The sequence below is a fragment of the Sulfitobacter sp. M13 genome (genome assembly GCF_053474885.1).
Genome location: NZ_CM130281.1, coordinates 879,096 through 902,996 on the forward strand (window position 1 = coordinate 879,096; position 23,901 = coordinate 902,996).

At 59.3% G+C, this 23,901-nt stretch carries 26 protein-coding genes; 8 read left to right on the forward strand and 18 right to left on the reverse strand.

Translation table 11 applies throughout. The annotated features are described in order from the left end of the window. The first annotated feature begins 37 nt into the window (after positions 1-37). The 3 genes from ACVBAU_RS04150 (at position 38) to ACVBAU_RS04160 (ending at position 1,988) form a co-directional block, all read left to right on the forward strand. Positions 38-817, forward strand: coding sequence for a succinate dehydrogenase iron-sulfur subunit (locus ACVBAU_RS04150; RefSeq protein ID WP_093731349.1), 780 nt, complete (start codon positions 38-40; stop codon positions 815-817). A 61-nt stretch (positions 818-878) separates the two neighbouring features. Next, positions 879-1,094 carry a hypothetical protein gene (locus ACVBAU_RS04155; RefSeq protein ID WP_448328046.1) on the forward strand — a complete coding sequence of 72 codons (216 nt, stop codon included), beginning with the start codon at positions 879-881 and terminating at the stop codon, positions 1,092-1,094. A gap of 51 nt (positions 1,095-1,145) precedes the next feature. After that, positions 1,146-1,988: an urea carboxylase-associated family protein gene (locus ACVBAU_RS04160; protein WP_448328048.1), complete on the forward strand. Its 843-nt coding sequence runs from the start codon at positions 1,146-1,148 to the stop codon at positions 1,986-1,988. An 80-nt stretch (positions 1,989-2,068) separates the two neighbouring features. On the opposite strand, the gene deoD is transcribed toward ACVBAU_RS04160, so the two are convergent. From deoD to ACVBAU_RS04175, 3 genes are all read right to left on the reverse strand, one after another. After that, positions 2,069-2,779, reverse strand: a complete 711-nt coding sequence (gene deoD / locus ACVBAU_RS04165; protein ID WP_335744795.1) for a purine-nucleoside phosphorylase — start codon at positions 2,777-2,779, stop codon at positions 2,069-2,071. An 81-nt stretch (positions 2,780-2,860) separates the two neighbouring features. Beyond that, positions 2,861-3,175 (reverse strand): H-NS histone family protein, encoded by a 315-nt coding sequence (locus tag ACVBAU_RS04170; protein WP_138924297.1) that lies wholly within the window; start codon positions 3,173-3,175, stop codon positions 2,861-2,863. A gap of 84 nt (positions 3,176-3,259) precedes the next feature. Beyond that, positions 3,260-5,251, reverse strand: coding sequence for a methylmalonyl-CoA mutase family protein (locus tag ACVBAU_RS04175; RefSeq protein WP_443070055.1), 1,992 nt, complete (start codon positions 5,249-5,251; stop codon positions 3,260-3,262). 195 nt (positions 5,252-5,446) lie between these two features. Here ACVBAU_RS04175 and ACVBAU_RS04180 point away from each other — a divergent pair, with 195 nt between their 5' ends. The 3 genes from ACVBAU_RS04180 (at position 5,447) to ACVBAU_RS04190 (ending at position 9,933) form a co-directional block, all read left to right on the forward strand. Next, the gene (locus ACVBAU_RS04180; protein ID WP_448328051.1) at positions 5,447-6,793 is read left to right on the forward strand and encodes a 1-acyl-sn-glycerol-3-phosphate acyltransferase; all 1,347 of its coding nucleotides are present in this window, start codon (positions 5,447-5,449) and stop codon (positions 6,791-6,793) included. A 152-nt stretch (positions 6,794-6,945) separates the two neighbouring features. Further along, positions 6,946-8,226, forward strand: coding sequence for a crotonyl-CoA carboxylase/reductase (ccrA, locus tag ACVBAU_RS04185; RefSeq protein WP_093731342.1), 1,281 nt, complete (start codon positions 6,946-6,948; stop codon positions 8,224-8,226). 168 nt (positions 8,227-8,394) lie between these two features. Beyond that, positions 8,395-9,933, forward strand: coding sequence for an ATP-dependent DNA helicase (locus ACVBAU_RS04190; RefSeq protein ID WP_138924293.1), 1,539 nt, complete (start codon positions 8,395-8,397; stop codon positions 9,931-9,933). Between the two features lie 32 nt (positions 9,934-9,965). Here ACVBAU_RS04190 and ACVBAU_RS04195 read toward each other — a convergent pair whose 3' ends face one another. The 12 genes from ACVBAU_RS04195 to ACVBAU_RS04250 all read right to left on the reverse strand — a co-directional run bounded on the left by ACVBAU_RS04195 (position 9,966) and on the right by ACVBAU_RS04250 (position 19,937). Further along, positions 9,966-10,736 carry a TIGR02186 family protein gene (locus tag ACVBAU_RS04195; protein WP_138924292.1) on the reverse strand — a complete coding sequence of 257 codons (771 nt, stop codon included), beginning with the start codon at positions 10,734-10,736 and terminating at the stop codon, positions 9,966-9,968. Beyond that, positions 10,733-11,641 (reverse strand): sulfite exporter TauE/SafE family protein, encoded by a 909-nt coding sequence (locus ACVBAU_RS04200; RefSeq protein WP_335744791.1) that lies wholly within the window; start codon positions 11,639-11,641, stop codon positions 10,733-10,735. The genes ACVBAU_RS04195 and ACVBAU_RS04200 overlap by 4 nt, the downstream gene beginning before the upstream one ends. 79 nt (positions 11,642-11,720) lie before the next feature. After that, positions 11,721-12,689: an ABC transporter permease gene (locus ACVBAU_RS04205; protein WP_138924290.1), complete on the reverse strand. Its 969-nt coding sequence runs from the start codon at positions 12,687-12,689 to the stop codon at positions 11,721-11,723. After that, positions 12,689-13,819 carry an ABC transporter permease gene (locus ACVBAU_RS04210; protein ID WP_448328054.1) on the reverse strand — a complete coding sequence of 377 codons (1,131 nt, stop codon included), beginning with the start codon at positions 13,817-13,819 and terminating at the stop codon, positions 12,689-12,691. Before ACVBAU_RS04210 ends, ACVBAU_RS04205 begins: the two co-directional genes overlap by 1 nt. Position 13,820: 1 nt before the next feature. Continuing rightward, positions 13,821-15,449, reverse strand: coding sequence for an ABC transporter ATP-binding protein (locus ACVBAU_RS04215; protein WP_448328056.1), 1,629 nt, complete (start codon positions 15,447-15,449; stop codon positions 13,821-13,823). Between the two features lie 2 nt (positions 15,450-15,451). Continuing rightward, positions 15,452-16,447 (reverse strand): BMP family lipoprotein, encoded by a 996-nt coding sequence (locus ACVBAU_RS04220; RefSeq protein WP_138924287.1) that lies wholly within the window; start codon positions 16,445-16,447, stop codon positions 15,452-15,454. A gap of 160 nt (positions 16,448-16,607) precedes the next feature. After that, positions 16,608-17,024 (reverse strand): GNAT family N-acetyltransferase, encoded by a 417-nt coding sequence (locus ACVBAU_RS04225; protein WP_448328058.1) that lies wholly within the window; start codon positions 17,022-17,024, stop codon positions 16,608-16,610. Further along, positions 17,021-17,677 (reverse strand): tRNA (adenosine(37)-N6)-threonylcarbamoyltransferase complex dimerization subunit type 1 TsaB, encoded by a 657-nt coding sequence (gene tsaB, locus ACVBAU_RS04230; RefSeq protein ID WP_448328060.1) that lies wholly within the window; start codon positions 17,675-17,677, stop codon positions 17,021-17,023. The genes ACVBAU_RS04225 and tsaB overlap by 4 nt, the downstream gene beginning before the upstream one ends. Continuing rightward, on the reverse strand, positions 17,670-18,230 hold the full coding sequence (locus ACVBAU_RS04235) for a NifU family protein (protein WP_335744788.1): 561 nt from the start codon (positions 18,228-18,230) through the stop codon (positions 17,670-17,672). Before ACVBAU_RS04235 ends, tsaB begins: the two co-directional genes overlap by 8 nt. 98 nt (positions 18,231-18,328) lie before the next feature. Next, complete coding sequence (locus tag ACVBAU_RS04240) at positions 18,329-18,787, reverse strand: universal stress protein (protein ID WP_448328063.1); 459 nt, start codon at positions 18,785-18,787, stop codon at positions 18,329-18,331. A gap of 32 nt (positions 18,788-18,819) precedes the next feature. Beyond that, positions 18,820-19,686 (reverse strand): branched-chain amino acid aminotransferase, encoded by an 867-nt coding sequence (locus tag ACVBAU_RS04245; protein ID WP_448328064.1) that lies wholly within the window; start codon positions 19,684-19,686, stop codon positions 18,820-18,822. A 14-nt stretch (positions 19,687-19,700) separates the two neighbouring features. Then, positions 19,701-19,937, reverse strand: a complete 237-nt coding sequence (locus ACVBAU_RS04250; protein ID WP_093731329.1) for a hypothetical protein — start codon at positions 19,935-19,937, stop codon at positions 19,701-19,703. A 124-nt stretch (positions 19,938-20,061) separates the two neighbouring features. On the opposite strand from ACVBAU_RS04250, the gene ACVBAU_RS04255 reads away from it, so the two are divergent. Continuing rightward, positions 20,062-20,769 carry a M48 family metallopeptidase gene (locus ACVBAU_RS04255; protein WP_093731328.1) on the forward strand — a complete coding sequence of 236 codons (708 nt, stop codon included), beginning with the start codon at positions 20,062-20,064 and terminating at the stop codon, positions 20,767-20,769. Between the two features lie 9 nt (positions 20,770-20,778). Then, positions 20,779-21,129: a YigZ family protein gene (locus ACVBAU_RS04260; RefSeq protein ID WP_448328903.1), complete on the forward strand. Its 351-nt coding sequence runs from the start codon at positions 20,779-20,781 to the stop codon at positions 21,127-21,129. Positions 21,130-21,135: 6 nt separating this feature from the next. Here the strand turns inward: ACVBAU_RS04260 and trhA are convergent, their stop codons facing one another. From trhA to rimO, 3 genes are all read right to left on the reverse strand, one after another. Further along, positions 21,136-21,756, reverse strand: a complete 621-nt coding sequence (gene trhA, locus ACVBAU_RS04265; protein ID WP_448328066.1) for a PAQR family membrane homeostasis protein TrhA — start codon at positions 21,754-21,756, stop codon at positions 21,136-21,138. 124 nt (positions 21,757-21,880) lie between these two features. Beyond that, entirely contained in the window at positions 21,881-22,300 is a 420-nt protein-coding gene (locus ACVBAU_RS04270; RefSeq protein WP_448328068.1) for a hypothetical protein, read from the reverse strand. 173 nt (positions 22,301-22,473) lie between these two features. Beyond that, positions 22,474-23,844 (reverse strand): 30S ribosomal protein S12 methylthiotransferase RimO, encoded by a 1,371-nt coding sequence (gene rimO / locus ACVBAU_RS04275; RefSeq protein ID WP_448328070.1) that lies wholly within the window; start codon positions 23,842-23,844, stop codon positions 22,474-22,476. Positions 23,845-23,901: the final 57 nt, after the last annotated feature.

Below are 23,901 nucleotides of genomic sequence, written 5' to 3' on the forward strand. Positions count from 1 at the left end.
GAACTGGGCATCTGCCCGACAGACCAGGAGAAGCGATATGGTTCAACTCACGCTCCCCAAGAACTCCCGGATGACGACCGGTAAGACATGGCCGAAACCCGAAGGTGCCAAAAATCTGCGGCAGTTTCAGGTGTATCGCTGGAACCCCGATGACGGGAAAAACCCGGCGATCGACACGTATTTCGTCGATATGGATACTTGCGGCCCGATGATTCTGGACGCGCTGATCAAGATCAAGAACGAGATCGACCCGACGCTGACCTTCCGCCGGTCCTGCCGCGAGGGTATCTGCGGGTCTTGCGCGATGAACATCGACGGGATCAATACGCTGGCCTGTACCTATGGCGTGGACGAGGTGAACGGCGCGGTGAAAATCTATCCGCTGCCTCACATGCCCGTGGTCAAGGATCTCATCCCCGACTTGACGCACTTCTATGCGCAGCACGCATCGATCCAGCCGTGGCTTGAAACCAAGACAGCTGAACCCGCCAAGGAATGGAAGCAGTCAATCGATGACCGTGCCAAGCTGGACGGGCTCTATGAATGTATCATGTGCGCCTGCTGCTCGACATCCTGCCCCAGCTACTGGTGGAACGGCGACCGCTACCTCGGGCCAGCAGCATTACTGCATGCCTACCGCTGGATCATCGACAGCCGCGATGAGGCCACAGGCGAACGTCTGGACGAACTTGAAGATCCGTTCAAACTGTACCGCTGCCACACCATCATGAACTGCGCCAAAACCTGCCCCAAGGGCCTGAACCCTGCCGCAGCCATTGCCAATATCAAAAAGATGATGGTCGAACGCACCGTTTGATCCCATCGCAACCCACGGCCCCCGCCGCCATTGGCGCGTGGGGCCGTGACAAGTGCCCCTTATGATCCTCATTGCCTTTGTTATCGCCTTTGCGATTGTCGCCTATTTTGCCTACCGCGATAAAGCGGTGCGCGGGTGCCGCTGGCGCAAGGACAGCAACCGCGACAAAGGCAGCCTTCAGTTCTATCACTGCGTTGCGTGCGGTGCCGAAGCCTATACCGGCACCAATGGCCCGCCCCGCGACTGCAAGGCCAACGTTGGCGGCCGGCCGCTCTGATGTCGCGAAAGCTTGGCACGGGATCGAACCCTAGCAGACAGGATACCCCCTATGACCATGCCCATCGATGCGGATGCCCGCCGCGCTGTCGCGCCCGTGATTTGCTACCCCGTTGAAACCCTGCCCGCGCCTGACATGGCACAATATGGCCGTGCGCGCGAAACGCTGACCAAGGTAGACGAGGTCCTGGTCGCGCCTCGCGACGCGCGCTGCTTTACCGTGCCCGCGGGGCATTTCTTTCGCATCACTTCAGTCGAAGGGCCGCAGGTCGGCGATTTGAACCTTTGGGCACAGCACGACCTGTCTGAACGGTTCTATTCCGGCAAGACGCGCGCGCTGCATGGCACGCATATCACCACAGGCCAGCGTATGTGGTCCAGCTTTCCTACGCTGCGCCCCATGGCGACCCTGACCCATGATACGCTGGATTGGTACGGTATCGATGATTTTGGCGGCTCTGTGCATGATGTGATCGGCACGCGTTGCGATCCTTATACCAACCAGCTTTTATCCGGCGGGCAGTATCACCATTGCTGCCATTCAAACCTGATCCGGGCATTGGCGGACAATCAGGGTATATCCTACGCCGAAGCAGAGCCGTTTGTGCATGATGTGCTGAACGTCTTTATGTGCACCGGCTTTACCCGTGATACCGGCCAGTATTTCATGAAGGCCAGCCCGGTGCGCCCCGGTGATTACCTCGAGTTTTTTGCCGAGATCGACCTGCTCGGCGCGCTCAGCGCTTGTCCGGGCGGCGACTGTTCGTCGAAGCATTCGGCCGATACCGCCGCTTGCTATCCGCTGCTGGTAGAGGTTTTTGCCCCCGCAAGTGGCACGCTTGACGGCTGGCAAAGCCCGCAGCCTAACGGATACGACCGCAGCCACGGGGGCTGAGGGCTAGGGTCGACACCGGCCTGATAATTCAAAATGGCAATAAATCCCCCGCGGAGCGTCCGACGGGGGATCAAGACGCATCAGCTGTTCGGGAACGCCGCCTGCAGCGCGATCTCTACCATATCGCCAAACGACTTCTCACGCTCTTCCGCAGGCAGCGCCTCACCGGTTTGCAAGTGGTCGCTAACGGTCAGCACAGCCAGCGCACGGCGCTTGTGACGCGCGGCAAGCGTATAGAGTTCAGCTGCTTCCATCTCGACGCCCAGAATGCCGTGGCGGGTCATCTGTTCGTCCAGATCAGGGCGTTCGGCATAGAATACATCCGAGGAATAGATCCCGCCGACATGGGTTTTTGTGCCTTTTGCTTCGGCAGCATTCACAGCGGCACGCAGCAGGGACCAATCGGCGCAAGGGGCGTAATTCATCTCGCGGAAGATACCGGAAGAAGGTGAGGTAATTGTCGTCGCCGTCATGGCAATAATCACATCGCGAATACCAACTTGCGGTTGCATCCCGCCACAAGAGCCAATCCGAATTAGGGTTTGTGCGTTGAATTCGGAAATCAATTCATTGGCATAAATCGAGAGCGACGGCATCCCCATGCCTGAGCCTTGAAACGTGACGCGGTTGCCATTCCATGTGCCCGTGAAACCCAACATGCCGCGGACTTCATTCACAAGTTTTGCATCTTTAAGAAATGTTTCCGCCGCCCATTTCGCGCGATAGGGGTCGCCCGGCATGAGAACTGTTTCCGCGATGTCGCCGGGTTTTGCGCCGATATGAATTGTCATAGGATGCTCGTCTATTTCCAAAGCCAAGAGGATGCGCCGCGGGGGCACGGACATCGCAAGGGGTGCGATGTCCAAGTTTACTTACAGTTCCAGGGATTCCGGTGCTGTGCCATTGGAAACAAGATTGCGGAACCAGTTGGGCTGACGGCCTTTGCCGGTCCATGTCTGGCTAGGATCTTCGGGGTTGGCGTATTTCGCGGCAGCTTTTGCAGCTTTGCCCTTTTTCGCGCCGCTGGAAACTTCGTCCAGCGAAAAGCCGTATTCGGCGGCTGCTTTTTCAGCTGCTTTGCGGGCTTCTACACGGTCGCGTTCATATGCGTTTTTAATCGCCATCTTCACGTCTTCCAAATGCTGTTCAAGCTCTTTGTGGGACATTGTGCTCAGATCAATACTCATTTCGCTCATTCCTTTGTCGAAAAGCCATTCGTTGCTTTACTCCAAAAGAATGAACAAAAAAAGTATTTATTGAATAAGCGGCTTTTATTCCGCGGCCACTGTTTCAGGATCGGCCAGTGTGACGATGTCTGCCATAATCGTATTCAATTCAAAGTCCTTCGGCGTGTAAACGCGGGCAACACCCATGGCGCGCAATCTTTTGGCGTCTTCTTCTGGAATAATTCCACCTACGATTACGGGAATATGCGCCAATCCGGCGTCGCGCATTTGTTTCATCAAATCCTCGACCAATGGAATATGCGATCCCGAAAGAATGGAAAGTCCGACGACGTGATGCTCTCCCTCCAGGGCGGCGGAAACAATTTCGGAGGGGGTAAGCCGAATACCCTCGTAGGCGATTTCCATACCGCAATCGCGTGCGCGCACGGCGATCTGTTCGGCACCGTTGGAATGGCCGTCCAGCCCCGGCTTGCCCACCAGAAAGCTCAGGCGGCGGCCCAGACGGGTGCTGACGGCGTCAACGGCGTCGCGCAGATCGTCCAGCCCTTCGGTCTTGTTCGACCGGCCTGATGCGACACCTGTGGGCCCGCGGTATTCCCCGTGGACGCTACGCATCTGTTCCGCCCATTCGCCCGTTGTGACGCCCGCTTTGGCGGCTGCGATCGACGGCTCCATGACGTTGCGACCTTCGGCGGCGGCGGCGCGTAGATCGGCAAGGGCTTTGTCTACGGCCGCTTGATCGCGGCTGTCGCGCCATGCATTCAGACGGTTGATCTGGTCTGCCTCAACCGCGGGGTCCACGACCATGATGCCACCATCGCCGGTCATCAACGGCGAGGGTTCGCCCTGCTGCCACTTGTTGACGCCCACCACGATCGTCTCGCCCGCTTCGATGCGGCCCAGACGGTCGGCGTTGCTTTCGACCAGACGCGACTTCATGTAGTCAATCGCGGAAATTGCGCCGCCCATGTCGTCAAGGTTGGCAAGCTCGGCCCGTGCGCCTTCTTTCAGCGCTTCGACTTTGCGGTCCACAGCGGGGTTGCCGTCGAACAGGTCGTCGAACTCCAGCAGGTCGGTTTCGTAGGCCATGATTTGCTGCATCCGCATTGACCACTGCTGGTCCCACGGGCGTGGCAGGCCAAGCGCTTCGTTCCAGGCGGGCAACTGCACGGCGCGGGCGCGAGCGTTCTTTGACAAGGTCACCGCCAGCATCTCGATCAGGATACGGTAGACGTTGTTTTCGGGCTGTTGTTCGGTCAGTCCCAGCGAATTCACCTGCACACCATAGCGGAAGCGGCGGTATTTGGGGTCCTCGACGCCATAGCGTTCAAGGCAAATCTCGTCCCACAGATCACCAAAGGCGCGCATCTTGCACATCTCGGTGACGAAACGGATGCCGGCATTCACAAAGAAGGAGATCCGGCCAACGAGTTTCGGAAAATCTTCTTCGGGGACGCGGGGGCGCAGAGCGTCCAGCACGGCGGTCGCAGTGGCAAGGGCAAAGGCCAGTTCTTGCTCGGGCGTCGCGCCGGCTTCTTGCAGGTGGTAGGAACAGACGTTCATCGGGTTCCATTTGGGCACGTTTGTATAGCAGTATTCGGCCACATCCGCGATCATCTTGAGCGACGGGGCAGGCGGGCAGATATAGGTGCCGCGCGACAGGTATTCCTTGATCAGGTCGTTTTGTACGGTGCCTTGCAGCTTGGACACGTCCGCGCCCTGTTCCTCGGCTGCGGCGATATACAGCGCCAGCAGCCATGGGGCGGTGGCATTGATCGTCATCGACGTGTTCATCTGTTCAAGCGGGATGTCCTTGAACAGGCTGCGCATGTCGCCCAAATGGCCCACGGGCACGCCCACCTTGCCGACTTCGCCGCGCGACAGGATGTGGTCGCTGTCATAGCCAGTCTGTGTGGGCAGATCAAAAGCGACCGACAGGCCGGTTTGCCCTTTCAAAAGGTTTGCGCGGTACAGCGCATTGGATGCCTCGGCGGTAGAGTGTCCGGCATAGGTGCGGATCAGCCAGGGGCGGTCTTTTTGCGGTTGCGACATGGGGCGGCCTTTCGTGAATCGAATGGGTAATATTGTTGCGCTGGTTGATTGATACGTGAAACAATCGGGCGCTGTCAATTCGCTGCATCGCGGCATGGCAGCTAAAGGCTTCGCGCTGCCTTAGGCGGCGGCGGGTATGGCGTTCTTTCGGGTCTTCTTAACGCAGCGCATTTTGCTTTTGTGTTGCCCAGACTGTGCGCCTCCTGCAAGGGTTGGGCAATGACGCAAACTATTGAACTTCCCGTTTGGCTTTTCGCCGTGATCCTGCTGTTCGCCGCGGTGACCGCGCTGAGCCACTTTTTACTGCCCTCGGTCAGGTGGTTTTTTCGCAGACGGCTGGAAAAGGCTGTCGCGCAACTGAACACGCGGCTGACCCGCCCAATCGAGCCGTTCAAGCTCGCGCGGCGTCACGATATGATCCAGCGGCTGATTTATGATCCGCAGATCAGTCAGGCCATCGTGGATCACGCCCGCGCCAACGGCATCCCTGAAAACGTCGCGTCAGAACAGGCGCGACGCTATGCCCGCGAAATTGTCCCGAGCTTTAGCGCCTTTGCCTATTTCAGCTTTGGCATCCGGCTGGCGCGGTTTCTGGCGAACGCGCTTTATGATGTGCGCACGGGTACCCAAAATGACGCCGTGATCGAAGGTATTCCGTCAGACGCCACGGTCATCTTTATCATGAACCACCGAAGCAATATGGATTACGTGCTGGTCACCTACCTCGCGGGGGAGGCATCCGCGCTGAGCTATGCCGTGGGGGAATGGGCGCGGGTCTGGCCCCTAAGCCGGTTGATCCGGTCAATGGGGGCCTATTTCATCCGGCGCAAATCGCGCGGTGCGCTGTATCGCAAGGTGCTGGCGCGCTATGTGCAGATGGCGACCGAAGGCGGCGTGACCCAAGCGATCTTCCCCGAAGGCGGGCTGAGCCTGAATGGCAAGCTGATGCCGCCCAAGATGGGGCTGCTCGGCTATGTACTGGAGGCCGACCTGAAAGACCGCGATGTCGTTTTTGTGCCCGTGGCGATCAACTATGACCGGGTACTGGAGGATCGCGTCCTGATCTCGGCGGATGAGGCGGGCACGCGGCGGTTCGACGCGCAAATCTCGGTCATTCTGAAGTTCATTGTGCGCAAGGTCTGGCTGCGTATGCGCGGCAAGTTCCTGCGCTTCGGAGAGGCCGTGGTGGTGTTTGGCACGCCGGTGCATCTGCGCGACTATGGCAGCACCCCCGATGTCGACGGGATCGCGCAGGACCTGATGGGCCGGATCGAACACGAGATGCCGCTGCTGTTTGTACCCTTGCTGGCACGGGTGTTGTTGTTGGCGGAAGTGCCGCTGGACGGTGTGGCGCTTGAACAAGAGATGGCCCGTACGGCAGCCCTTGCTCCGGTCAATACATTCGAAGGGGACGAAGGGTTTGGCACCAATGTGGTCAAGGCACGCCAACATCTGTTGCAACGCGGGATAATCACAGCGGTAGAGCGGGGATATCGCCCTGCTGACAGTCAGCGGTCGGTGCTGCGCTTCTATGCGAACTCGATCGCGCATTTCTTTGATCGATAGGTCAAACAGGTGAAATTGCTGCGACTGCAAAGTCATAAAGTTACAATTGGAGGGCAATTGGTGTTGCATTGTTGCGTCAAGGATCATATTCCACCTGTAGACGCCGCGATTCTGCACTGCGGCACAAACCTATTCTGACTGTGGAGACCGACATGGCCTTGGACACGAATATCGCGCAATATGACGCTCCGGAAAAAGACCTTTACGAAATCGGGGAAATTCCTCCGATGGGCTATGTTCCCAAGCAGATGTACGCATGGACCATCCGCAAGGAACGTCACGGGAATCCCAATACGGCGATGCTCGAAGAAGTCGTGGACGTGCCGACGCTCGACAGTAACGAAGTGCTTGTCCTCGTGATGGCAGCGGGTGTGAACTATAACGGTGTCTGGGCTGCGTTGGGCAAACCGATTAGCCCGTTTGACGGGCACAAGCAGCCCTTCCACATCGCGGGCTCTGATGCGTCCGGTATCGTCTGGGCCGTCGGTGACAAGGTTAAGCGCTGGAAGATCGGCGACGAGGTCGTGATCCACTGCAACCAGGATGACGGCGACGACGAAGAGTGCAACGGCGGCGATCCGATGTATTCCCCGAGCCAGCGCATCTGGGGCTACGAGACACCCGACGGGTCGTTTGCACAGTTCACCAACGTTCAGGCGCAGCAGCTTATGCCACGCCCCAAGCACCTGACATGGGAAGAGGCGGCGTGCTACACGCTGACGCTGGCCACTGCGTACCGGATGCTGTTTGGCCACGAGCCGCACGATCTGAAACCTGGTCAGAACGTTCTGGTCTGGGGCGCATCGGGTGGTCTGGGGTCTTATGCGATCCAGTTGATCAATACCGCAGGTGCCAATGCGATCGGTGTGATCTCGGACGAATCCAAGCGTGACTTTGTGATGGATCTGGGCGCCAAAGGCGTGTTGAACCGCAAGGATTTCAACTGCTGGGGCCAGATGCCCACCGTGAACACGCCCGAATACGCCACGTGGTTCAAAGAGGCGCGCAAATTCGGTGCCGCAATCTGGGAGATCACCGGCAAGGGTGTGAACGTCGATATGGTATTTGAACACCCCGGCGAGGCGACATTCCCTGTATCCACCTTTGTCTGCAAAAAGGGCGGCATGGTCGTGATCTGCGCGGGGACCTCGGGCTTTAACCTGACGTTCGACGTGCGCTATATGTGGATGCACCAGAAGCGCTTGCAGGGCAGCCACTTTGCCCACCTCAAGCAGGCGTCGGCGGCGAACAAGCTGATGGTCGAACGCCGTCTTGATCCATGCATGTCCGAAGTGTTCACTTGGGCCGATCTGCCTGACGCGCACATGAAGATGCTGGCAAACGAACACAAGCCCGGCAACATGTCGGTGCTGGTGCAGTCGCCTAAAACCGGCCTGCGCACTCTCGAAGACGCGCTGGACGCGAAAAAATAATCAGACAGCTCATTTCGCGGGGGCACTGACCAGACACCCGTGCGCCGCATCCCGGCGTGCGGGTGTTTTGCGTTTCGGGCCTCGCAGGGACGTTGTGGCGCAAGCTGAATGTGCGAATAACCGTGATGCCATCTGGCCCCCGGCGCGGCGCTCAATTAGGGTCGCGCCATGACAGTACCTGCCCTTACCTATTCCGACGATCAGGCCGCTGCCTTTGATAGCGTAGCCGAAATGTTGCGCCATGCGGGCATTGATCTTGATGACAACTTGCTGATGCCGCCTGCGGGCGGTGCAGATCAGGTGCTGGCGGTGACCGGCAAGGCGGGGTCGGGCAAGACTCTGCTGCTGGCAGAGCTGTACAAGGCATTGGAAAACGCGGGCGTCGACATCGTGTCGGGTGACTATGAACGCAAAAAGAAAGACAAGCGCACGCTGGCGATCCTCGCGCCCACCAACAAGGCGGCATCGGTCCTGCGTTTGCGCGGTGTGCCGGCGACCACGATCCACCGTATCCTCTATACCCCTGTGTATGACCCCGAATATGAACGCATCGCAGAGTGGCTGGCAGGCAACGGCGACCGTCCGGTGATCGAAGGGATGAACGAGATTGCGTTGGATAGGGCACTGGCGTTCTATCAGAAAAACAAATCAATCCCCGGCGCATTGGCTGCAGCGGGGCTGCGCGGCAGTGATTTCATCACCGGATGGAAACGCCGCGAAGAACCGCTCGACATCGGTTTCGTCGATGAAAGCTCTATGCTGGATGACAAGCAGTTCGAGGATCTAAAAGAGATTTTCCCGACGCTACTGCTATTTGGCGATCCGGCACAGCTGGCCCCCGTGGGGCAGTCCGGCACGATGGTGTTCGAAAAACTACCCAAAGAACGCGTGTTGAACCTGAGCCGTATCCACCGGCAGAAGGCCGACAACCCGATCCTTGATCTGGCGCACGCGCTTGCCGATCCGGCGCTGACATTCGAGCAGTTCGAACGCATGATCGAAGACGCGTCAAAGAAAGATGACCGCGTGGTCTGGGGCCAGCGGGTAGAGGTTGACCTGATGGCGCGTTCGCCTGTGCTGGTCTGGCGCAATGCGACGCGCATCCGGCTGATCAACGCATTCCGGGCGGTTTATGGGGCACCAGAAGACGCGCTGCTGGAAGGCGAGCCGCTGATTTGTGACGGGATCGAGCTGCCACTGAAACACCGCAAGAAACGGCTCGACCTCGAAGCACGAGGCCTGATCAAAGGCGCGCAGGTCGTCTATCTGGGCAATGGTCGCAAGCCGGGCTTCAGCCGCCTGCATGTGATGGGGGCCGAAGACCCTCAGATCTCTGCCGCGTCCATCGTAAAGATCGAAAAACCGGACGAGGAAGAGCCGTTCATCCCCTTTGCCGCGCGCATGGGGGCCACGTTCTTGCACGGGGCTGCCGTCACCATCCACAAGGCGCAGGGCAGCCAGTGGGATACAGTGCAGGTGTTTGCACCCGATCTGTTCGCAGCGGCGCGTATGGGCCGGTCTGAGGCGGGGCAACCCCTGTGGAAGCGCCTTGCCTATGTGGCGATCACCCGTGCGCAGGAGCGCCTGATTTGGGTGGTGCGTAACCGTCTGTCGAAACCGTCGGGCGTGTTGCGAGTAGATGACTTGCGTGCAGCCCCTGCGGCACCGCTCAGCCTTGATGTGCAGACGGATGACCCCGCCGCATAAAGGCTGGTTTTGGCTGCTCCCTGCACCGCCACTTAGCGGCGCAGCGCACCAAAGATGGCAGATGCACCCCATCCTGCGGCAATAGCGATGGCGAGTGACATCAGCCCGTATAGCAGCGCGTTTTCACGCGACATGTTGTAAAGCCAACGTTCCAACCCGACCTTGCGCACGTCGATTAACGTCCCGTATTGGGCCACGACCGATCCGCCACGGGTCAGGAAAATGCGGGTATTATAGTCGCCCTCTATCAATGATGCGGGCAGCTGTACCGTCGCCCGGAACAGGGTTTGTTCGTCAACGCTCACGCCTGCTTCGTCCAGCTGGTACTGGTTTGCGTTGCTGCGGATACGGATCAGCGCGTCTGAAAAGGCGGCGGAATCCTCGATATCCATCGGGGCCCCGACAGATCGGATGGCACGGGGCACAGAGATTTTGTAGCGCAGGTCTTCGGTGCGGCTCAGGACGTCTTGGAGTGGGCCGCTGGTGGCGACGGCGTAAAAGCTGGGGGCGCGGTCCACCTCTACGGCAGCGGTGTTAATCCAGATGCCAAAAGTCTTTTCCTTGCGCCGGACTGTCACGGGGGCAGACGGGCCCGAAACGGTAACCACGACCTCAAGCTCGGGGCCCTCTGGGATAGGCTCCTCGCGTTTAACCGCGCCAAAAATGATGATCTCGGACCCGTTAAAGTTGGTCGAGATAGATACTTCGCTTTGGTTCAGCCCCAAAACGATTGCCTCTTCGGCGAGCGCAGAGAACGCGATGCAGGTCAGGACTGCAGCGATTAAAGCACGCCAACGGATCATGATTTGAACCCGATGGAGTAAAGTTCAGCCGGTTGCAACAGCAGGTCCAGCGCCAGCTTGCCGCAGACGATCAGCACCAAAAGCGCCAACAGGATGCGCAGCTGTTCCGCCTTGAGCTTGGTCCCAAGGGTGGTGCCGAACTGTGCGCCGATGACGCCGCCGATCAGCAGCAGCACGGCCAGCACGATATCGACGGTATAGTTGGTGGTGGCATGTAACATCGTGGTAAATGCTGCGACAAAGATGATCTGGAACAGCGACGTGCCGACAACGACTTTGGTCGGCATCCCCAGCAGATAGATCATCGCGGGCACCATGATGAAGCCGCCGCCAACCCCCATGATCGCGGCCAGAAGCCCGACAAAGGCCCCGACCAGCAGTGGCGGAATGACCGAGATATAAAGCCCCGTAACCCGAAAACGCATCTTGAATGGCAGCTTTTGTATCCACGTGTGTTTCTTGCGCGGGGGGCGTTTTCCGGTGCGTGTCTTGTACATCGCGTTCAGCGATTCAACCAACATCAGCCCGCCGATGATCCCAAGGAAAACGACGTAGCAAAGGTTTACCAGCAGATCGACCTGGCCCAGCGATTTGAGGTAGTTAAAGATCGTGACACCAGCCGCAGCCCCGACCAGACCGCCCGCCAGCAAGACGCTGCCCATGCGCAGATCAACCGTCTTGCGTTTAAGATGCACCAACAGCGCCGAAAACGACGACGCCACAATCTGGTTCGCGCCTGTGGCCACGGCCACCGCTGGGGGGATGCCGATAAAAAACAGCAGGGGCGTGATCAGAAACCCGCCTCCGACGCCGAACATGCCGGATAGAACGCCCACAATCCCGCCCAACCCCAAAAGGAGGAACGCGTTGACCGACAATTCGGCGATGGGCAGATAAATTTGCATAGACGCAGTTAGTCCGATCGAAAGGTTGAAATCAATCGTGGATGCTGCGCCGCCGCAATTTGCAACGGCGCAACGAGAGTTAGCGTTCTTTCACGTAGGGCTCGCCACCGGCACGCGGCGGGATCGCCTTGCCGACAAAGCCCGCCAGAATGATCACGGTCATCACATAGGGAAGGGCCGCGAGCAACTGCCCCTGAACCTTGAAGTTCACCAGCGCCTCGATCACGTCGGGGCGGGTTTCAAGCGCACCGAACAGGCCGAACAGCAGCGTCGCCCATAGCGCGTACCACGGGCGCCATTTCGCAAAGATCAGCGCCGCCAATGCGATATAGCCACGGCCTGCGGACATGTCCTTGATAAAGCCGGCCTGAAGCGCTGTGCTAAGATACGCGCCCGCAACGCCGCAAAGCACGCCGCAGATCAACACCGCCGCATAGCGCAGGCCAACGACGGAAACCCCCGCCGTATCGACTGCCGCAGGGTTTTCACCCACCGCGCGCAGGCGCAGGCCGAAACGTGTACGATAGAGCAGCCACCACGTCGCAGGCACCGCAAGGAACGCCATATAGACAAGGATCGAGTGACCCGAGATCAGCTCGGCGTAGAGCGGTCCGATGATGGGTGTCTGAGCAATGTCGTCAGCGAAAGGCAGGGTGATCGGGCTGAACCGCGCCCCGCCGATCAGCGACGGCGTACGCCCGCCTTGCTGGAACCAGTCTTGCGCGATCAGAACGGTCAGCCCCGCCGCGAGAAAGTTGATCGCAACGCCTGAAATCAGCTGGTTGCCCCGAAAGGTAATCGATGCAAGCCCGTGCAGCAGGCTCAGCGCCATCGACGCCGCGATCCCCGCCAACAGCCCCAGCCAGACGTTACCCGTCAGTGACGCCACTGCCGCCGAGAAGAACGCCGCCGCCAGCATCTTGCCATCAAGGCCGATGTCGAAAATGCCTGCACGTTCTGAAAACAGACCGGCAAGGCACGCCAGCAGCAATGGTGTCGCAAGGCGCACGGTGCTGTCGAACAGTTGGATGAGCGTGATGTAATCCATTATTCAACTGGCTCCACCGGTTTGCGTTCAGGCTTGGGGGCGCGGGCGGCGCGCAGCGCCAAAAAGATTTTCTCGAGCGGCATACGCACCATATTGTCCAATGCGCCGGTAAAGAGGATCACCAGCGCCTGGATCACGACGATCAGCTCGCGCGGGATCGAGGTCCAGAGCGCCAGTTCCGCGCCGCCCTGATAGAGGAACCCGAACAGGATCGCGGCAAGGAACACGCCCAAAGGATGGCTACGCCCCATCAGTGCAACAGCGATGCCGATAAAGCCCGCGCCTTCCGTGGCGTTCAAGACCAGCCGTTCGGCTTCGCCCATGACGTTGTTAATCGCCATCATCCCCGCCAGACCACCCGAGATGGTCATCGCGATCATGGTGATCTTGACCGGAGAGATACCGGCGTATTTCGCAGCCGATTCCGAATGGCCATAGGCGCGGATTTCATAGCCAAGCCGCGTGCGCCAGATCAGCACCCACAAGAAGATACAGGCCGCAACCGCCACCAAAAGCGAGATATTGGCCGGTGCCGCCTTGGAAAATTCGATCCCGAGCGGGGCCAGAAGATCGTGCAACGTTGGCAGTTTTGTCGCGTCAGGAAAGCGGGCGGTCGCAGGGTCCATGCTGCCTTGGGGGCGCAGCATGTTGACCAGAATATAGTTCAGTGCCGCGGCGGCAATAAAGTTGAACATGATCGTTGTGATCACGATATGGCTGCCGCGCTTGGCTTGCAGGAACGCGGGGATCGCGGCCCATGCGGCACCAAAGACAGCCGCCATCGCAGTGGCACCAAAAAGCGCCAGCGACCAGTGGGGCCACGGGATATACAAACAGGCGAGCGCCACACCCAAACCGCCCAGCATTGCCTGACCTTCGCCGCCGATATTGAACAGCCGCGCATGAAAGGCGATGGCGACGCACAGGCCGGTGAACATAAAGTTGGTCGCGTAATACAGCGTATAGCCCCACCCATAGGTGCTGCCCAAAGCGCCGGTTACCATCAGTTTGACGGCTGCAACGGGGTCTTCACCGATGCCCAGAATGACCAGCGCCGACAGGATCGCTGCCAGCAAAAGCGATATCAAAGGCACGAGGACGACCTCGGCCCATTTTGGCATTACGTCCATGTCACACTTCCTTATGCGGATCGCCGCCCGCATGGGCCAGATTGTCTTCGATTTCGTCGATGGAATGGGGCGCATCGGTATCGGTGATGCCGGCCATCAACAAGCCCAGTTCTTTTTCATCGGTCTTGCTGGCGTCGCGAATGCCCATGACCTGACCGTCGAACATGACGGCAACCCGATCGCTCAGCGCCAGAATTTCCTCCAGCTCGACCGACACCAGTAGGATCGCCTTGCCCTGATCACGCAGGGCGACAATCTGTTCGTGGATGAATTCGATCGCACCGATGTCGACGCCACGGGTCGGTTGACCGATCAGCAGCAGGTCCGGGTTGCGTTCGATCTCGCGGGCCAAAACAATCTTTTGCTGGTTGCCGCCCGAAAAGTTCTTGGCCGCCAGTTTGGGGTTGGGGGGGCGCACGTCGAAACGTTCCATCTTTTCGACAGTGTCCGCTTTGATCGCCGCGTTGTCCATCAGCAGGCCGCTGCGATAGGCGGGGTCTTTGTGATAGCCGAAAGCGGTGTTTTCCCACGCCTGATAGTCCATGATCAGACCTTCGCGCTGGCGGTCTTCGGGGACGTGGGCGATGCCATGATTGCGGCGCGACTGGCCGTCGGATTTATTGCCGGTGAGGTCCAGCGCCGTGCCATTGACGCGCACGCTGCCCTTGCCGGGCCGGTAGCCGCCCAGAACCTCCAGCAGTTCGGATTGCCCGTTGCCAGCCACGCCAGCGACGCCAAGGATTTCGCCCGCACGGACTTGCAGATCAATGCCGCGCAGACGCTCTACGCCTTTTTCATCAACGACGCGCAACCCTTCGATATCCAGAATGACAGGGCCGGGGGCGGCGGGTTTTTTGTCCACACGCAGCAGGACCTTGCGGCCGACCATCAGCTCGGCCAGTTCGGCGGGCGAGGTCTCGGCGGTTTTGACGGTGGCGGTCATCTGGCCACGGCGCATAACGGATACGGTGTCGGTCGTTTCCATGATCTCGCGCAGCTTGTGGGTGATCAGGATGATCGTCTTTCCCTCAGAGCGCAGACGCCCGAGGATGCGGAACAATTGATCCGCTTCGGCAGGGGTCAACACGCCGGTGGGTTCATCCAGAATGAGAATATCTGCCTGACGATACAGCGCCTTGAGGATCTCTACGCGTTGCTGCATGCCCACGCCGATGTCTTGTACCAGCGCATCGGGATCGACCTTGAGCCCGTAATCATCCGCCAGTTTCAGCAGCGACTTGCGCGCCTTGGCGAGCGACGGTTTCAGCAGCCGTCCGTCTTCGGCCCCCAGAATGATATTTTCCAGAACCGTAAAATTTTCAACCAGTTTAAAGTGCTGGAACACCATCCCGATGCCTGCGGCAATCGCGGCCTGGCTGTCAGGGATATCGGTCTTTTTGCCGGCGATAAAAATGTCGCCTTTGTCCGCTTTGTAGAATCCGTAAAGGATCGACATCAGCGTCGATTTGCCCGCACCGTTTTCACCGATAATCCCGTGGATTGTACCGGGCATGACGCGGATAGAGATGTCTTTGTTGGCCTGTACCGGACCAAAGGCCTTGGAAATGCCTTTCAGCTCGATCGCCGGAGCGGCAGTTTCCTGCCGCTCCGTCTGTGTTGCAGTGCTCACGCTTAGAAGCTCAGGCTCGGGCAGCTGTCGTCGGACATGTAATCATGTACCTCAAGCGACCCGTCCGCGATCTTGGCCGAAGCTTCGTCGACAGCGGCTTGCATTTCAGCTGTGATAAGCGGCTTGTTGTGTTCGTCGATCGCAACGCCCACGCCTTTGTTGCCCACGCCCATGACGTTAAAGCCTTTTTCCATGCCGGGGCCGTCGGACATCGCGTCATACACAGCGTTATCCACGCGTTTGATCATCGAGGTCAGGACCTTGCCTGCGTGCAGGTGGTTTTGGTTGCTGTCCACGCCGATCGACAGGATGTCTTCGTCAGCGGCGGTTTGCAGAACGCCGACGCCTGTGCCGCCAGCAGCCGCATACACAACGTCAGCACCTTGGCTGATTTGCGCTTTGGTCAGTTCGGACCCTTTTACGGGGTCGTTCCATGCAGCAGGAGTCGAACCGGTCATGTTCGAGATCACGGTCGCGTCGGGGTTCACGGCCAGAACACCTTGGGCATAGCCACAGGCGAATTTGCGGATCAGGGGGATATCCATGCCGCCAATAAAGCCGACCGTGTTGGATTCGGACGCCATCGCCGCCATCATGCCAACCAGATAGGACCCTTCGTGCTCGTTGAAGACCACGGACCGAACGTTCGGCGCATCGACAACCATGTCGATGATGACGAAATCGGTGTCGGGGTAATCGCCGGCCACTTGACCAAGCGCATCACCAAAGGCAAAGCCGGTCATCACGATGGGGTTGGAGCCCGCTTCGGCGAAACGGCGTAGGGCCTGTTCACGCTGCGCTTCGGACTGCAGTTCAATCTCGCGGAAGCTTTCGCCGGTTTCTTCGGCCCAGCGTTGCGCGCCGGCAAAGGCGGCTTCGTTGAAGGATTTGTCGAATTTGCCGCCAAGGTCGAAGATCAGGGCAGGTTCGGCCAAAGCAGCACCGGCGCTAAGCGCGGTTGCCGCAGCGGCGCCGAGGAATTTGGTCATAAGGGTCATGGAGTGTCTCCCGGTTTATTGTGTTGGGGCGCAAGCAAGGAGCCTTTGCCCGGTCGCAGGTCCGCACTTGTGCACGGCTCCGTTGATCAGATGTACGATACTGCGTAGCCCATGGGTGGGGTCAACCGGATTCTCAAGCGGGGGCAGATGATATTGCGCGTTAACCCTGCGTAAAGCATCGCGAAAGGATCGACGCATCAACTGGCGGCGTATCTTTACGCAGATAATACCCGCGTCGGCTGGCCGTTTGGCTAAACCCCGCCGCCGTATAAAGCGCGATGGCGGCAGCGTTATCTGCGGCCACCTCAAGAAAGGCGGTTTCTGCCCGCCCCTCGAGCCCGTCCAGCCAGCGTTGCAACAGCCTGCGGCCAATGCCCTGACGCTGTGCCGCGGGATCAACGGCGAGGGTCAAAAGCTCTGCTTCGCCCGCAATCAGGCGGGTCAGGGCAAAGCCGTGCGGCTCTGCCAGATGATCCACAAAGGGGGAGCTTAGCAGATCAGCAAACTCTTGCGCGCCCCAGCTGCGGTCATGGATGAAAGCGGCAGCATGGATCTGCGCCATGGTTTGCGGGGTCATGCAAGGATCGTTGGCGGCTTGTCGCGGGCGGGGGCGGCATCGGCCGGGCGCAGATATAGCGGAGCAGGGCGCGGGTTTTGCGTGCCCAAGCGGGCCCTCGCGATATGCGCCGTCGCCTCTGCCACGGGGCTGCGCGGGGGTAGGGCGGTGCCATTGCACAGCGCTGCTATCAGGTCAGCCTGATGCCCCACACAGATCGGGTCGGCACGCGATGGCACTGCGGGCAAATTATCAAGGCTGCACATCACCGGTTCGCGGTCGTCCATGGTGCCGAATACCTGCACGAACAGCTTGTCCTGACGGGCATCGATGCTGCTGATGACCACACCGTCATGCCCATAGGCCAGCGCCTGCAAATGCGACACGCCAATCGAGGGCACCCCAAGTCCAAGCGCCAGCCCGCGTGCGGCGGAGACGGCGATGCGGATGCCCGTGAAATTCCCCGGCCCGACGCCGACGCCGATCGCGGTCAGATCGCCATAGGCCACATCCGCGCTGGTCAGAACCTCGGCGCAAAGGCCAAGCAGACGTTCGCCCTGGCCCTTGTTCATAGGTTCCTGAACGCTGGCGATAATCTGCTGACCTGACAGCAAAGCGGCCGCACAATGTGCGGCCGATGTATCAAACGCCAGGATAAGAGGCGTCTTAGGCAACCGGGCGTACCTCGGTCACTTCGGGGATGTAGTGACGCAGCAGGTTTTCAATGCCCATTTTCAGCGTCAATGTGGACGATGGGCAGCCAGCGCAGGCCCCTTGCATGTGAAGGTATACAACACCGCGCTCAAAGCCGTGGAAAGTAATATCGCCGCCATCTTGGGCAACAGCAGGGCGCACGCGGCTGTCCAGCAGTTCCTTGATCTGGCCTACGATCGCACCGTCTTCGCCGGTGTGTTCTGCGTGGCCCGATGCGTGGTCATGGCCCTTTTCCATCACGGTCTGGCCGGATTGGAAATGCTCCATGATCGCGCCAAGCAGGGCGGGTTTCAGGTGGTCCCACTCGATCCCGTCGGCCTTGGTGATGGTCACGAAATCAGTGCCAAAGAACACGCCGGTCACACCTTCGACGGCGAACAGACGCGTGGCCAAGGGCGATGCGCTTGCTGCTTCGGGGGCGGGGAAATCGGCAGTGCCCATTTCCAGCACGGTCTGACCGGGCAGGAATTTCAACGTTGCGGGGTTGGGCGTGGATTCGGTCTGAATAAACATCACATGCTCCTCAAAGGGTTGATGCAGATATGCGACTTGAACGCGGCCAAGTCAAGGTTTGGAACGATTCTAAGTTGGCGGAGGCTTGCCGTGCCGCCTTAGGTAATCATCTCTAGGCGCTCTTTGCTCATGTCGCCGGGAACGATCGTAATCGGCACCGGCAGCGAGCCTGCATTGCGCGACAGCTGGGTGACCAAGGGGCCGGGGCCGGATTTCTTATCCGTACCCGCGCCAAGCACCAGCACGCCGACTTGGGGGTCTTCGTCCAGCTGGTTGATGATCTCGTCCACGATCACACCTTCGCGAATGACCAAAGTGGGTTCCACGTTCAGCCGGTCCCGCATCCATTTCGCGAAGACCTCGAAATGCACCTCGATCCGATCGCGGGCCTCGTCACGCATGACCTCGGCCACACCGATCCAGTGGTTGAATTCATCCGGCGGGATGACCGATAGCACAACGACGCCGCCGCCAGAGTTGGACGCCCGCATCGCGGCAAATCGCATGGCATTCAGGCATTCGCGGCTGTCATCCAGCACGACCATAAATTTACGCATAGCTTTCTCCTGCAAAGCAGCGGGGCGCGGGATCAGCCACGGTCAGAGGCCGCCCAATCCCAATACATCTCGCGCACGCGGCGGGTCATGGGGCCGATGTTGTACTGGGTGTCATCAAAGGCCTTTACCGGCGTGACTTTCATCATGTTGCCGGACAAGAACACCTCGTCTGCGGCGTGAAAATCATCAAAGCTCAGGACGGTTTCGTGCACCTTGATCCCGTCGGCGCGCATGTTCGCCATGTGCCGTGCGCGTGTGATACCTGCCAGAAACGTGCCGTTGGGGATCGGTGTGAAAACCTCGCCATCCTTGACCATAAACACGTTGGCAGAGGCCGATTCCGCAACATTGCCCATCGCGTCAGCCACCAGCGCGTTGCCAAACCCTTTGGAGCGTGCCTCGACCATCATACGCGCGTTATTCGGATACAGACATCCCGCCTTGGCGTTTACCACGTTATCTTCGAGCACGGGACGCCGGAAACGAGTCCGCGTGAGGGTGGTGGCTGCATCGGGTGCGGCCATGGGGATCTGTTCAAGGCTGATGGCGAAACCGGTCGCGTCCTTCAGTGGCACGATGCCCAATTCATCGCCCGCCAGCGCCCAGTACATCGGACGGATATAGACGGCGGCGTCCTTGGGGTAGCTTTTCAGACCTTCGCGCACCATCACGATCATATCGTCTGTCTCGACCGTGGGGGTGATCATCAGCGCCTCGGCAGACCGGTTGATCCGGGCGCAGTGGGCCTCCAGATCCGGGCTCAGTCCGTCGAACAGGCGGGCGCCGTCGAACACGGTCGTGCCCAGCCATGCGCCGTGGTCAGCGGCCTTGATGACAGAGATGTCGCCCTCGTGCCAACTGCCTTCGAAGTACGTCTTGATATGTGTGCCGGTGGCCATTTTCTTTCCTTTAACTACCGCTTGGGCGCGGTGCGGTAGATGCCTTCGGGCAGGTTCAGCGCAGCTGTCAGATCATTCAGCTGCTCTGGCGAGAGGCTGATCTTGGAAACAGAGTTTGTGCGCGGGTCCCACTGCTCGATTGTGATGACGCTGGCAAAAGCCTGCACCGTCACGTCTTCACGCAAGGGTGCTTTGCCTTCGTCGATCAGCGTGATCACACTGGCATCGAATTCGTGTTCAATCGTAAACATGCCGGCACAGTATTCTTTCGGCGGTCCAATGCAAGAGCAGCACTGCACCGTCTGTTCAAATCAGCGCTGCCACGTTAAACCAGTGGTAGTTCTATTCGGTGCCCTTTTGAGGATACGTTACGTAATGTTGAGATACTGTTTTGCTCTGGCCGCAGTGGCATTCATCGCCGCGTGTGAACCGACAACACTGTCGGGACCTGTCACCACCCAACCTGATCAGGGGCAACCCGCAGGCTTTTCGGCCAATGAATCGGCACGCAGCTTTATCCGCGTGTTGCGAACCGTCGAACCCGTCGCGGAACGCGAATGTCGGACGCGCACGTCGCAAGTCAATTGCGATTTCAACATTGTGGTAGACGACCGTCCGGGCCAGCCTGCCAACGCCTATCAGACCGAAGACAAGGCGGGGCGTCCCGTTATTGCCTTTACCCTCGCGCTGATTGCGGATGCGCGGAACGAGGACGAGCTCGCCTTTGTCATGGGGCACGAAGCCGCCCACCACATCGAAGGCCATATAGCGCGCCAGCAACAAAACGCGGTGGCCGGTGCGGTGATCTTTGCCGGTCTTGCCACACTCAGCGGTGGCGATCCAACTGCGGTCGAATCGGCGCAGCGACTTGGGGCACAGGTGGGGGCGCGGCGATATTCAAAGGATTTCGAGCTTGAGGCAGATGCTTTGGGCACCATCATCACCGCGCGTGCCGGCTATAATCCGCTGCGGGGGGCCGAATTCTTTACCCGTATCCCTGATCCCGGCGACCGTTTCCTCGGAACTCACCCGCCCAATGCGTCCCGTCTGGATACGGTGCGCCGAACAGCGGCAGGGATGTAACGACACTTGATGCGGCAGCTTGGCCAGATACTTTCGGACCGCGGGTCCAAGTATGCCGTGTCGGGCTGCCCCGCATCTGATCGCGCTGCGGTGTATGCTGCGCTGAAAGAGCTTAAGCGCGATAAAAGCTATGCCAAAGCGACCCATAACACCTGGGCGGTGCTGCTGTCAGACGGCGGCCCGCTAAAAGGCGATGACGGGGAATCCGGTGCGGGGATGGTCATCATCCGCATGTTGGAGCGCGAAGGTCTGAAAGATCATCTGATCGTGGTCACCCGCTGGTATGGCGGCAAACATCTCGGCGGCGACCGTTTTCGCCATGTGCAATCCTGTGTGCGCGCCTATCTGGATGCAGCCTAAGGCGGGCTACAGGCTGATAGAGATCGCTGCGAAAAAGCAGATGGACGCGGTCAGCACAAAGCTGTGCCAGATTGCATTCTGAAAACGCATGCCGGGGTGGGCAAAAATCACAGTGCCCAGCGAATAGATCAACCCGCCAGCGCCAATCAACGTCAGCGCCATAGGGGGCAGGCTTTGCCACATCGGCCAGACCAGCAGCACAGACAGCCACCCCATGCCAAGGTACAGATACAGCGACGCTTTGGATTCCGTGCTCCAGAACGACAGTTTGGCGATGGCCCCGATAATGGCAAGCGCCCAGACGACCGCAAGAATGCCATAGGCGAAACCCGTCCCAATCAACACGACGAGAGGGGTGTAGGTGCCCGCGATTTTGAAATAGATCGCCGCATGGTCGATCCGCCCCAACAGGGCACGGGGGCGGTCAAAGGGCACAAGATGGTAAATCGCAGATGCCAGAAGCGACATGACGAAGCAGGCCGCATAGACCAGCGTCGGCGTAAGCGCACCCCCCTGACCCGCGACATCGGTGGTCAGTAAGATCGTTGCGGGTATGGCGAACCCCAAACCCAGCACGTGGATCGTGCCGTCGGCGAGGGTGTCAGCGGTGGGGTGCGGATAAGCCATGAAACAAATCTAGCACTGGATTATGTCATTCCAATATCCGATTTCACCTAAATCACGTCACTTTGGTATCACGCCCTATCCAATGGCATAGGCACCGCCACAAGACGATTGGCTTGCAGCCGGATCAACGGGGTTTGTTTCCGTCGATCCAGCGTGACATCATCGTCTTGTCGCGAAAACATTCCTGCGGGATATCGCGCCGCTTTAGCCGCGCGATGCGTTCGGCAAAGGCAACCTGCTTTGACGACGGGTACAGTGAAAACGGCCCTTCGACCGACTTGGGCTTGTGGGCATCGATCCATTCAGACAATGCGGCGCGGTTCTTTTGCACCTGCTTTGGCACCGGCGCGCCGGTCTTGAGGCTTAGGGACGCGGCATAGTGCATCTGCTTTTCCGTTGGCGGCAATGTTGCGCGCGCGTCGCGGGCGGAATCTTCTGTCTCGGCAGGTACGGCCCCTTGGCCGGGATCGAACATGCCGGGAAACTGCGGTTGGTAGGACATCGTGTGGACCCCCTTGTTCTGGTTGGAACATATATAGAACATCGTTGATGCTTTTTCAAGAGCAACGCTCTTTCTGCGCTGCTACATGTCTATATGTAGGGCGATGTTGTTGGTTGTCCACAATATAGGGTGCTGTCGCGGTGGGGTGTAGCAACGCCAACAGGAACGCCAAAGCGCTTCGTCTGTTCCAATCGTGCAGGAATAAGCGCGGTGGCCTAGACCACGCGCCCCCAAAGATCGTATTCGCCGGCTTCTTCGACTTCGACAGTCACGATCTGGCCAACGCTCAGGTTTTCAAAGCCTTCGTCGATGAACAGGTTGCCGTCAATCTCTGGCGCGTCGGCCTTGGTGCGACAGGTGGCGGCCTCGTCATCGATCTCGTCGATGATCACATCCATGCGGCGGCCGACCTTGGCTTCCAGCTTGGCGGCAGAGATGGCCTGCGCCTTCTCCATAAAGCGGTTCCAGCGGTCCTGCTTAATCTCGTCCGGCACGTGATCCGGCAATGCGTTCGACCGCGCCCCAGCGACGTTCTCGTATTGAAAGCAGCCCACACGATCAAGCTGTGCCTCGTCGAGCCAGTCCAGAAGGGTCTGGAATTCGGCCTCGGTCTCGCCCGGATAGCCGACGATGAAAGTCGACCGCAGGGTAATGTCGGGGCAGGTGTCGCGCCACGCGGCGATTTCATCCAGCGTTTTCGCCGCAGCCGCAGGGCGGGCCATGCGTTTGAGCACATCGGGATGTGCGTGCTGGAACGGAATATCGAGATAGGGCAGCACCAAGCCTTCGGCCATCAAGGGAATGAGGTTGCGTACATGGGGGTAGGGGTAGACGTAATGCAGCCGTACCCATGCCCCAAGCGAGCCCAGATCACGCGCCAGATCGGTGATATGCGCGCGGTGACCGCGGTCTTCGGCGTGTTTGATATCGACGCCGTAAGCCGAGGTATCCTGAGAGATCACCAGCAGCTCGTTCACGCCGTTCTGCACCAGCTTTTCAGCCTCGCGCAGGATCGCGTGCGCAGGGCGTGACTGCAGGCGGCCCCGCATGTCGGGGATGATGCAGAACTTGCACTTGTGGTTACAGCCTTCGGAAATCTTCAGGTAGCTGTAGTGGCGCGGCGTCAGGCTGACGGCTTGCGCTGGCAGCAGGTCAATAAATGGATCGGGCGAAGGCGGCACGGCCATATGCACGGCGTCCAGCACCTGTTCGTATTGGTGCGGGCCAGTGACGGCCAGAATGCGGGGGTGATGTTCGCGGATATAATCCGGCTCGGCCCCAAGGCAGCCGGTCACGATCACCTTGCCGTTTTCCTTCAACGCCTCACCGATGGCATCAAGGCTTTCGGCCTTGGCGGAATCAAGGAACCCGCAGGTATTTACGATCACCGCATCTGCGCCGCCATAATCGGGCGACACGCCGTAGCCTTCGGCACGCAGGCGCGTCAAAATCCGTTCGCTGTCGACAAGCGCCTTGGGGCAGCCAAGCGATACCATGCCGATGGTCGGCTGGCCGGGGCGGGACGGATTGCTGATCTGTGCCTTGGGCGCAAGATCGGGGCGTAGATTTGGTGGGTTTGTGCTCATGAACTGCGCTATAAGCCATGCAAAGGGTCTGGGAAAGGCCTCGCATCGGGCAAGGAG

What these genes read in the sequence shown, in the direction of transcription:
- ACVBAU_RS04195 (WP_138924292.1), bottom strand. Translation starts at nt 10,736, where the DNA reads ATGATCCGTTGGCGTGCTTTAATCGCTGCAGTCCTGACCTGCATCGCG.
- ACVBAU_RS04160 (WP_448328048.1), top strand. Translation starts at nt 1,146, where the DNA reads ATGACCATGCCCATCGATGCGGATGCCCGCCGCGCTGTCGCGCCCGTG.
- ACVBAU_RS04255 (WP_093731328.1), top strand. Translation starts at nt 20,062, where the DNA reads ATGTTGAGATACTGTTTTGCTCTGGCCGCAGTGGCATTCATCGCCGCG.
- ACVBAU_RS04235 (WP_335744788.1), bottom strand. Translation starts at nt 18,230, where the DNA reads ATGTTTATTCAGACCGAATCCACGCCCAACCCCGCAACGTTGAAATTC.
- ACVBAU_RS04205 (WP_138924290.1), bottom strand. Translation starts at nt 12,689, where the DNA reads ATGGATTACATCACGCTCATCCAACTGTTCGACAGCACCGTGCGCCTT.
- rimO (WP_448328070.1), bottom strand. Translation starts at nt 23,844, where the DNA reads ATGAGCACAAACCCACCAAATCTACGCCCCGATCTTGCGCCCAAGGCA.
- deoD (WP_335744795.1), bottom strand. Translation starts at nt 2,779, where the DNA reads ATGACAATTCATATCGGCGCAAAACCCGGCGACATCGCGGAAACAGTT.
- ACVBAU_RS04210 (WP_448328054.1), bottom strand. Translation starts at nt 13,819, where the DNA reads ATGGACGTAATGCCAAAATGGGCCGAGGTCGTCCTCGTGCCTTTGATA.
- ACVBAU_RS04245 (WP_448328064.1), bottom strand. Translation starts at nt 19,686, where the DNA reads ATGGCCACCGGCACACATATCAAGACGTACTTCGAAGGCAGTTGGCAC.
- ACVBAU_RS04260 (WP_448328903.1), top strand. Translation starts at nt 20,779, where the DNA reads ATGCGGCAGCTTGGCCAGATACTTTCGGACCGCGGGTCCAAGTATGCC.
- ACVBAU_RS04225 (WP_448328058.1), bottom strand. Translation starts at nt 17,024, where the DNA reads ATGACCCCGCAAACCATGGCGCAGATCCATGCTGCCGCTTTCATCCAT.
- ccrA (WP_093731342.1), top strand. Translation starts at nt 6,946, where the DNA reads ATGGCCTTGGACACGAATATCGCGCAATATGACGCTCCGGAAAAAGAC.
- ACVBAU_RS04200 (WP_335744791.1), bottom strand. Translation starts at nt 11,641, where the DNA reads ATGCAAATTTATCTGCCCATCGCCGAATTGTCGGTCAACGCGTTCCTC.
- ACVBAU_RS04250 (WP_093731329.1), bottom strand. Translation starts at nt 19,937, where the DNA reads ATGTTTACGATTGAACACGAATTCGATGCCAGTGTGATCACGCTGATC.
- ACVBAU_RS04270 (WP_448328068.1), bottom strand. Translation starts at nt 22,300, where the DNA reads ATGTTCTATATATGTTCCAACCAGAACAAGGGGGTCCACACGATGTCC.
- ACVBAU_RS04190 (WP_138924293.1), top strand. Translation starts at nt 8,395, where the DNA reads ATGACAGTACCTGCCCTTACCTATTCCGACGATCAGGCCGCTGCCTTT.
- ACVBAU_RS04180 (WP_448328051.1), top strand. Translation starts at nt 5,447, where the DNA reads ATGACGCAAACTATTGAACTTCCCGTTTGGCTTTTCGCCGTGATCCTG.
- trhA (WP_448328066.1), bottom strand. Translation starts at nt 21,756, where the DNA reads ATGGCTTATCCGCACCCCACCGCTGACACCCTCGCCGACGGCACGATC.
- ACVBAU_RS04155 (WP_448328046.1), top strand. Translation starts at nt 879, where the DNA reads ATGATCCTCATTGCCTTTGTTATCGCCTTTGCGATTGTCGCCTATTTT.
- ACVBAU_RS04150 (WP_093731349.1), top strand. Translation starts at nt 38, where the DNA reads ATGGTTCAACTCACGCTCCCCAAGAACTCCCGGATGACGACCGGTAAG.
- ACVBAU_RS04170 (WP_138924297.1), bottom strand. Translation starts at nt 3,175, where the DNA reads ATGAGTATTGATCTGAGCACAATGTCCCACAAAGAGCTTGAACAGCAT.
- ACVBAU_RS04220 (WP_138924287.1), bottom strand. Translation starts at nt 16,447, where the DNA reads ATGACCCTTATGACCAAATTCCTCGGCGCCGCTGCGGCAACCGCGCTT.
- ACVBAU_RS04240 (WP_448328063.1), bottom strand. Translation starts at nt 18,787, where the DNA reads ATGCGTAAATTTATGGTCGTGCTGGATGACAGCCGCGAATGCCTGAAT.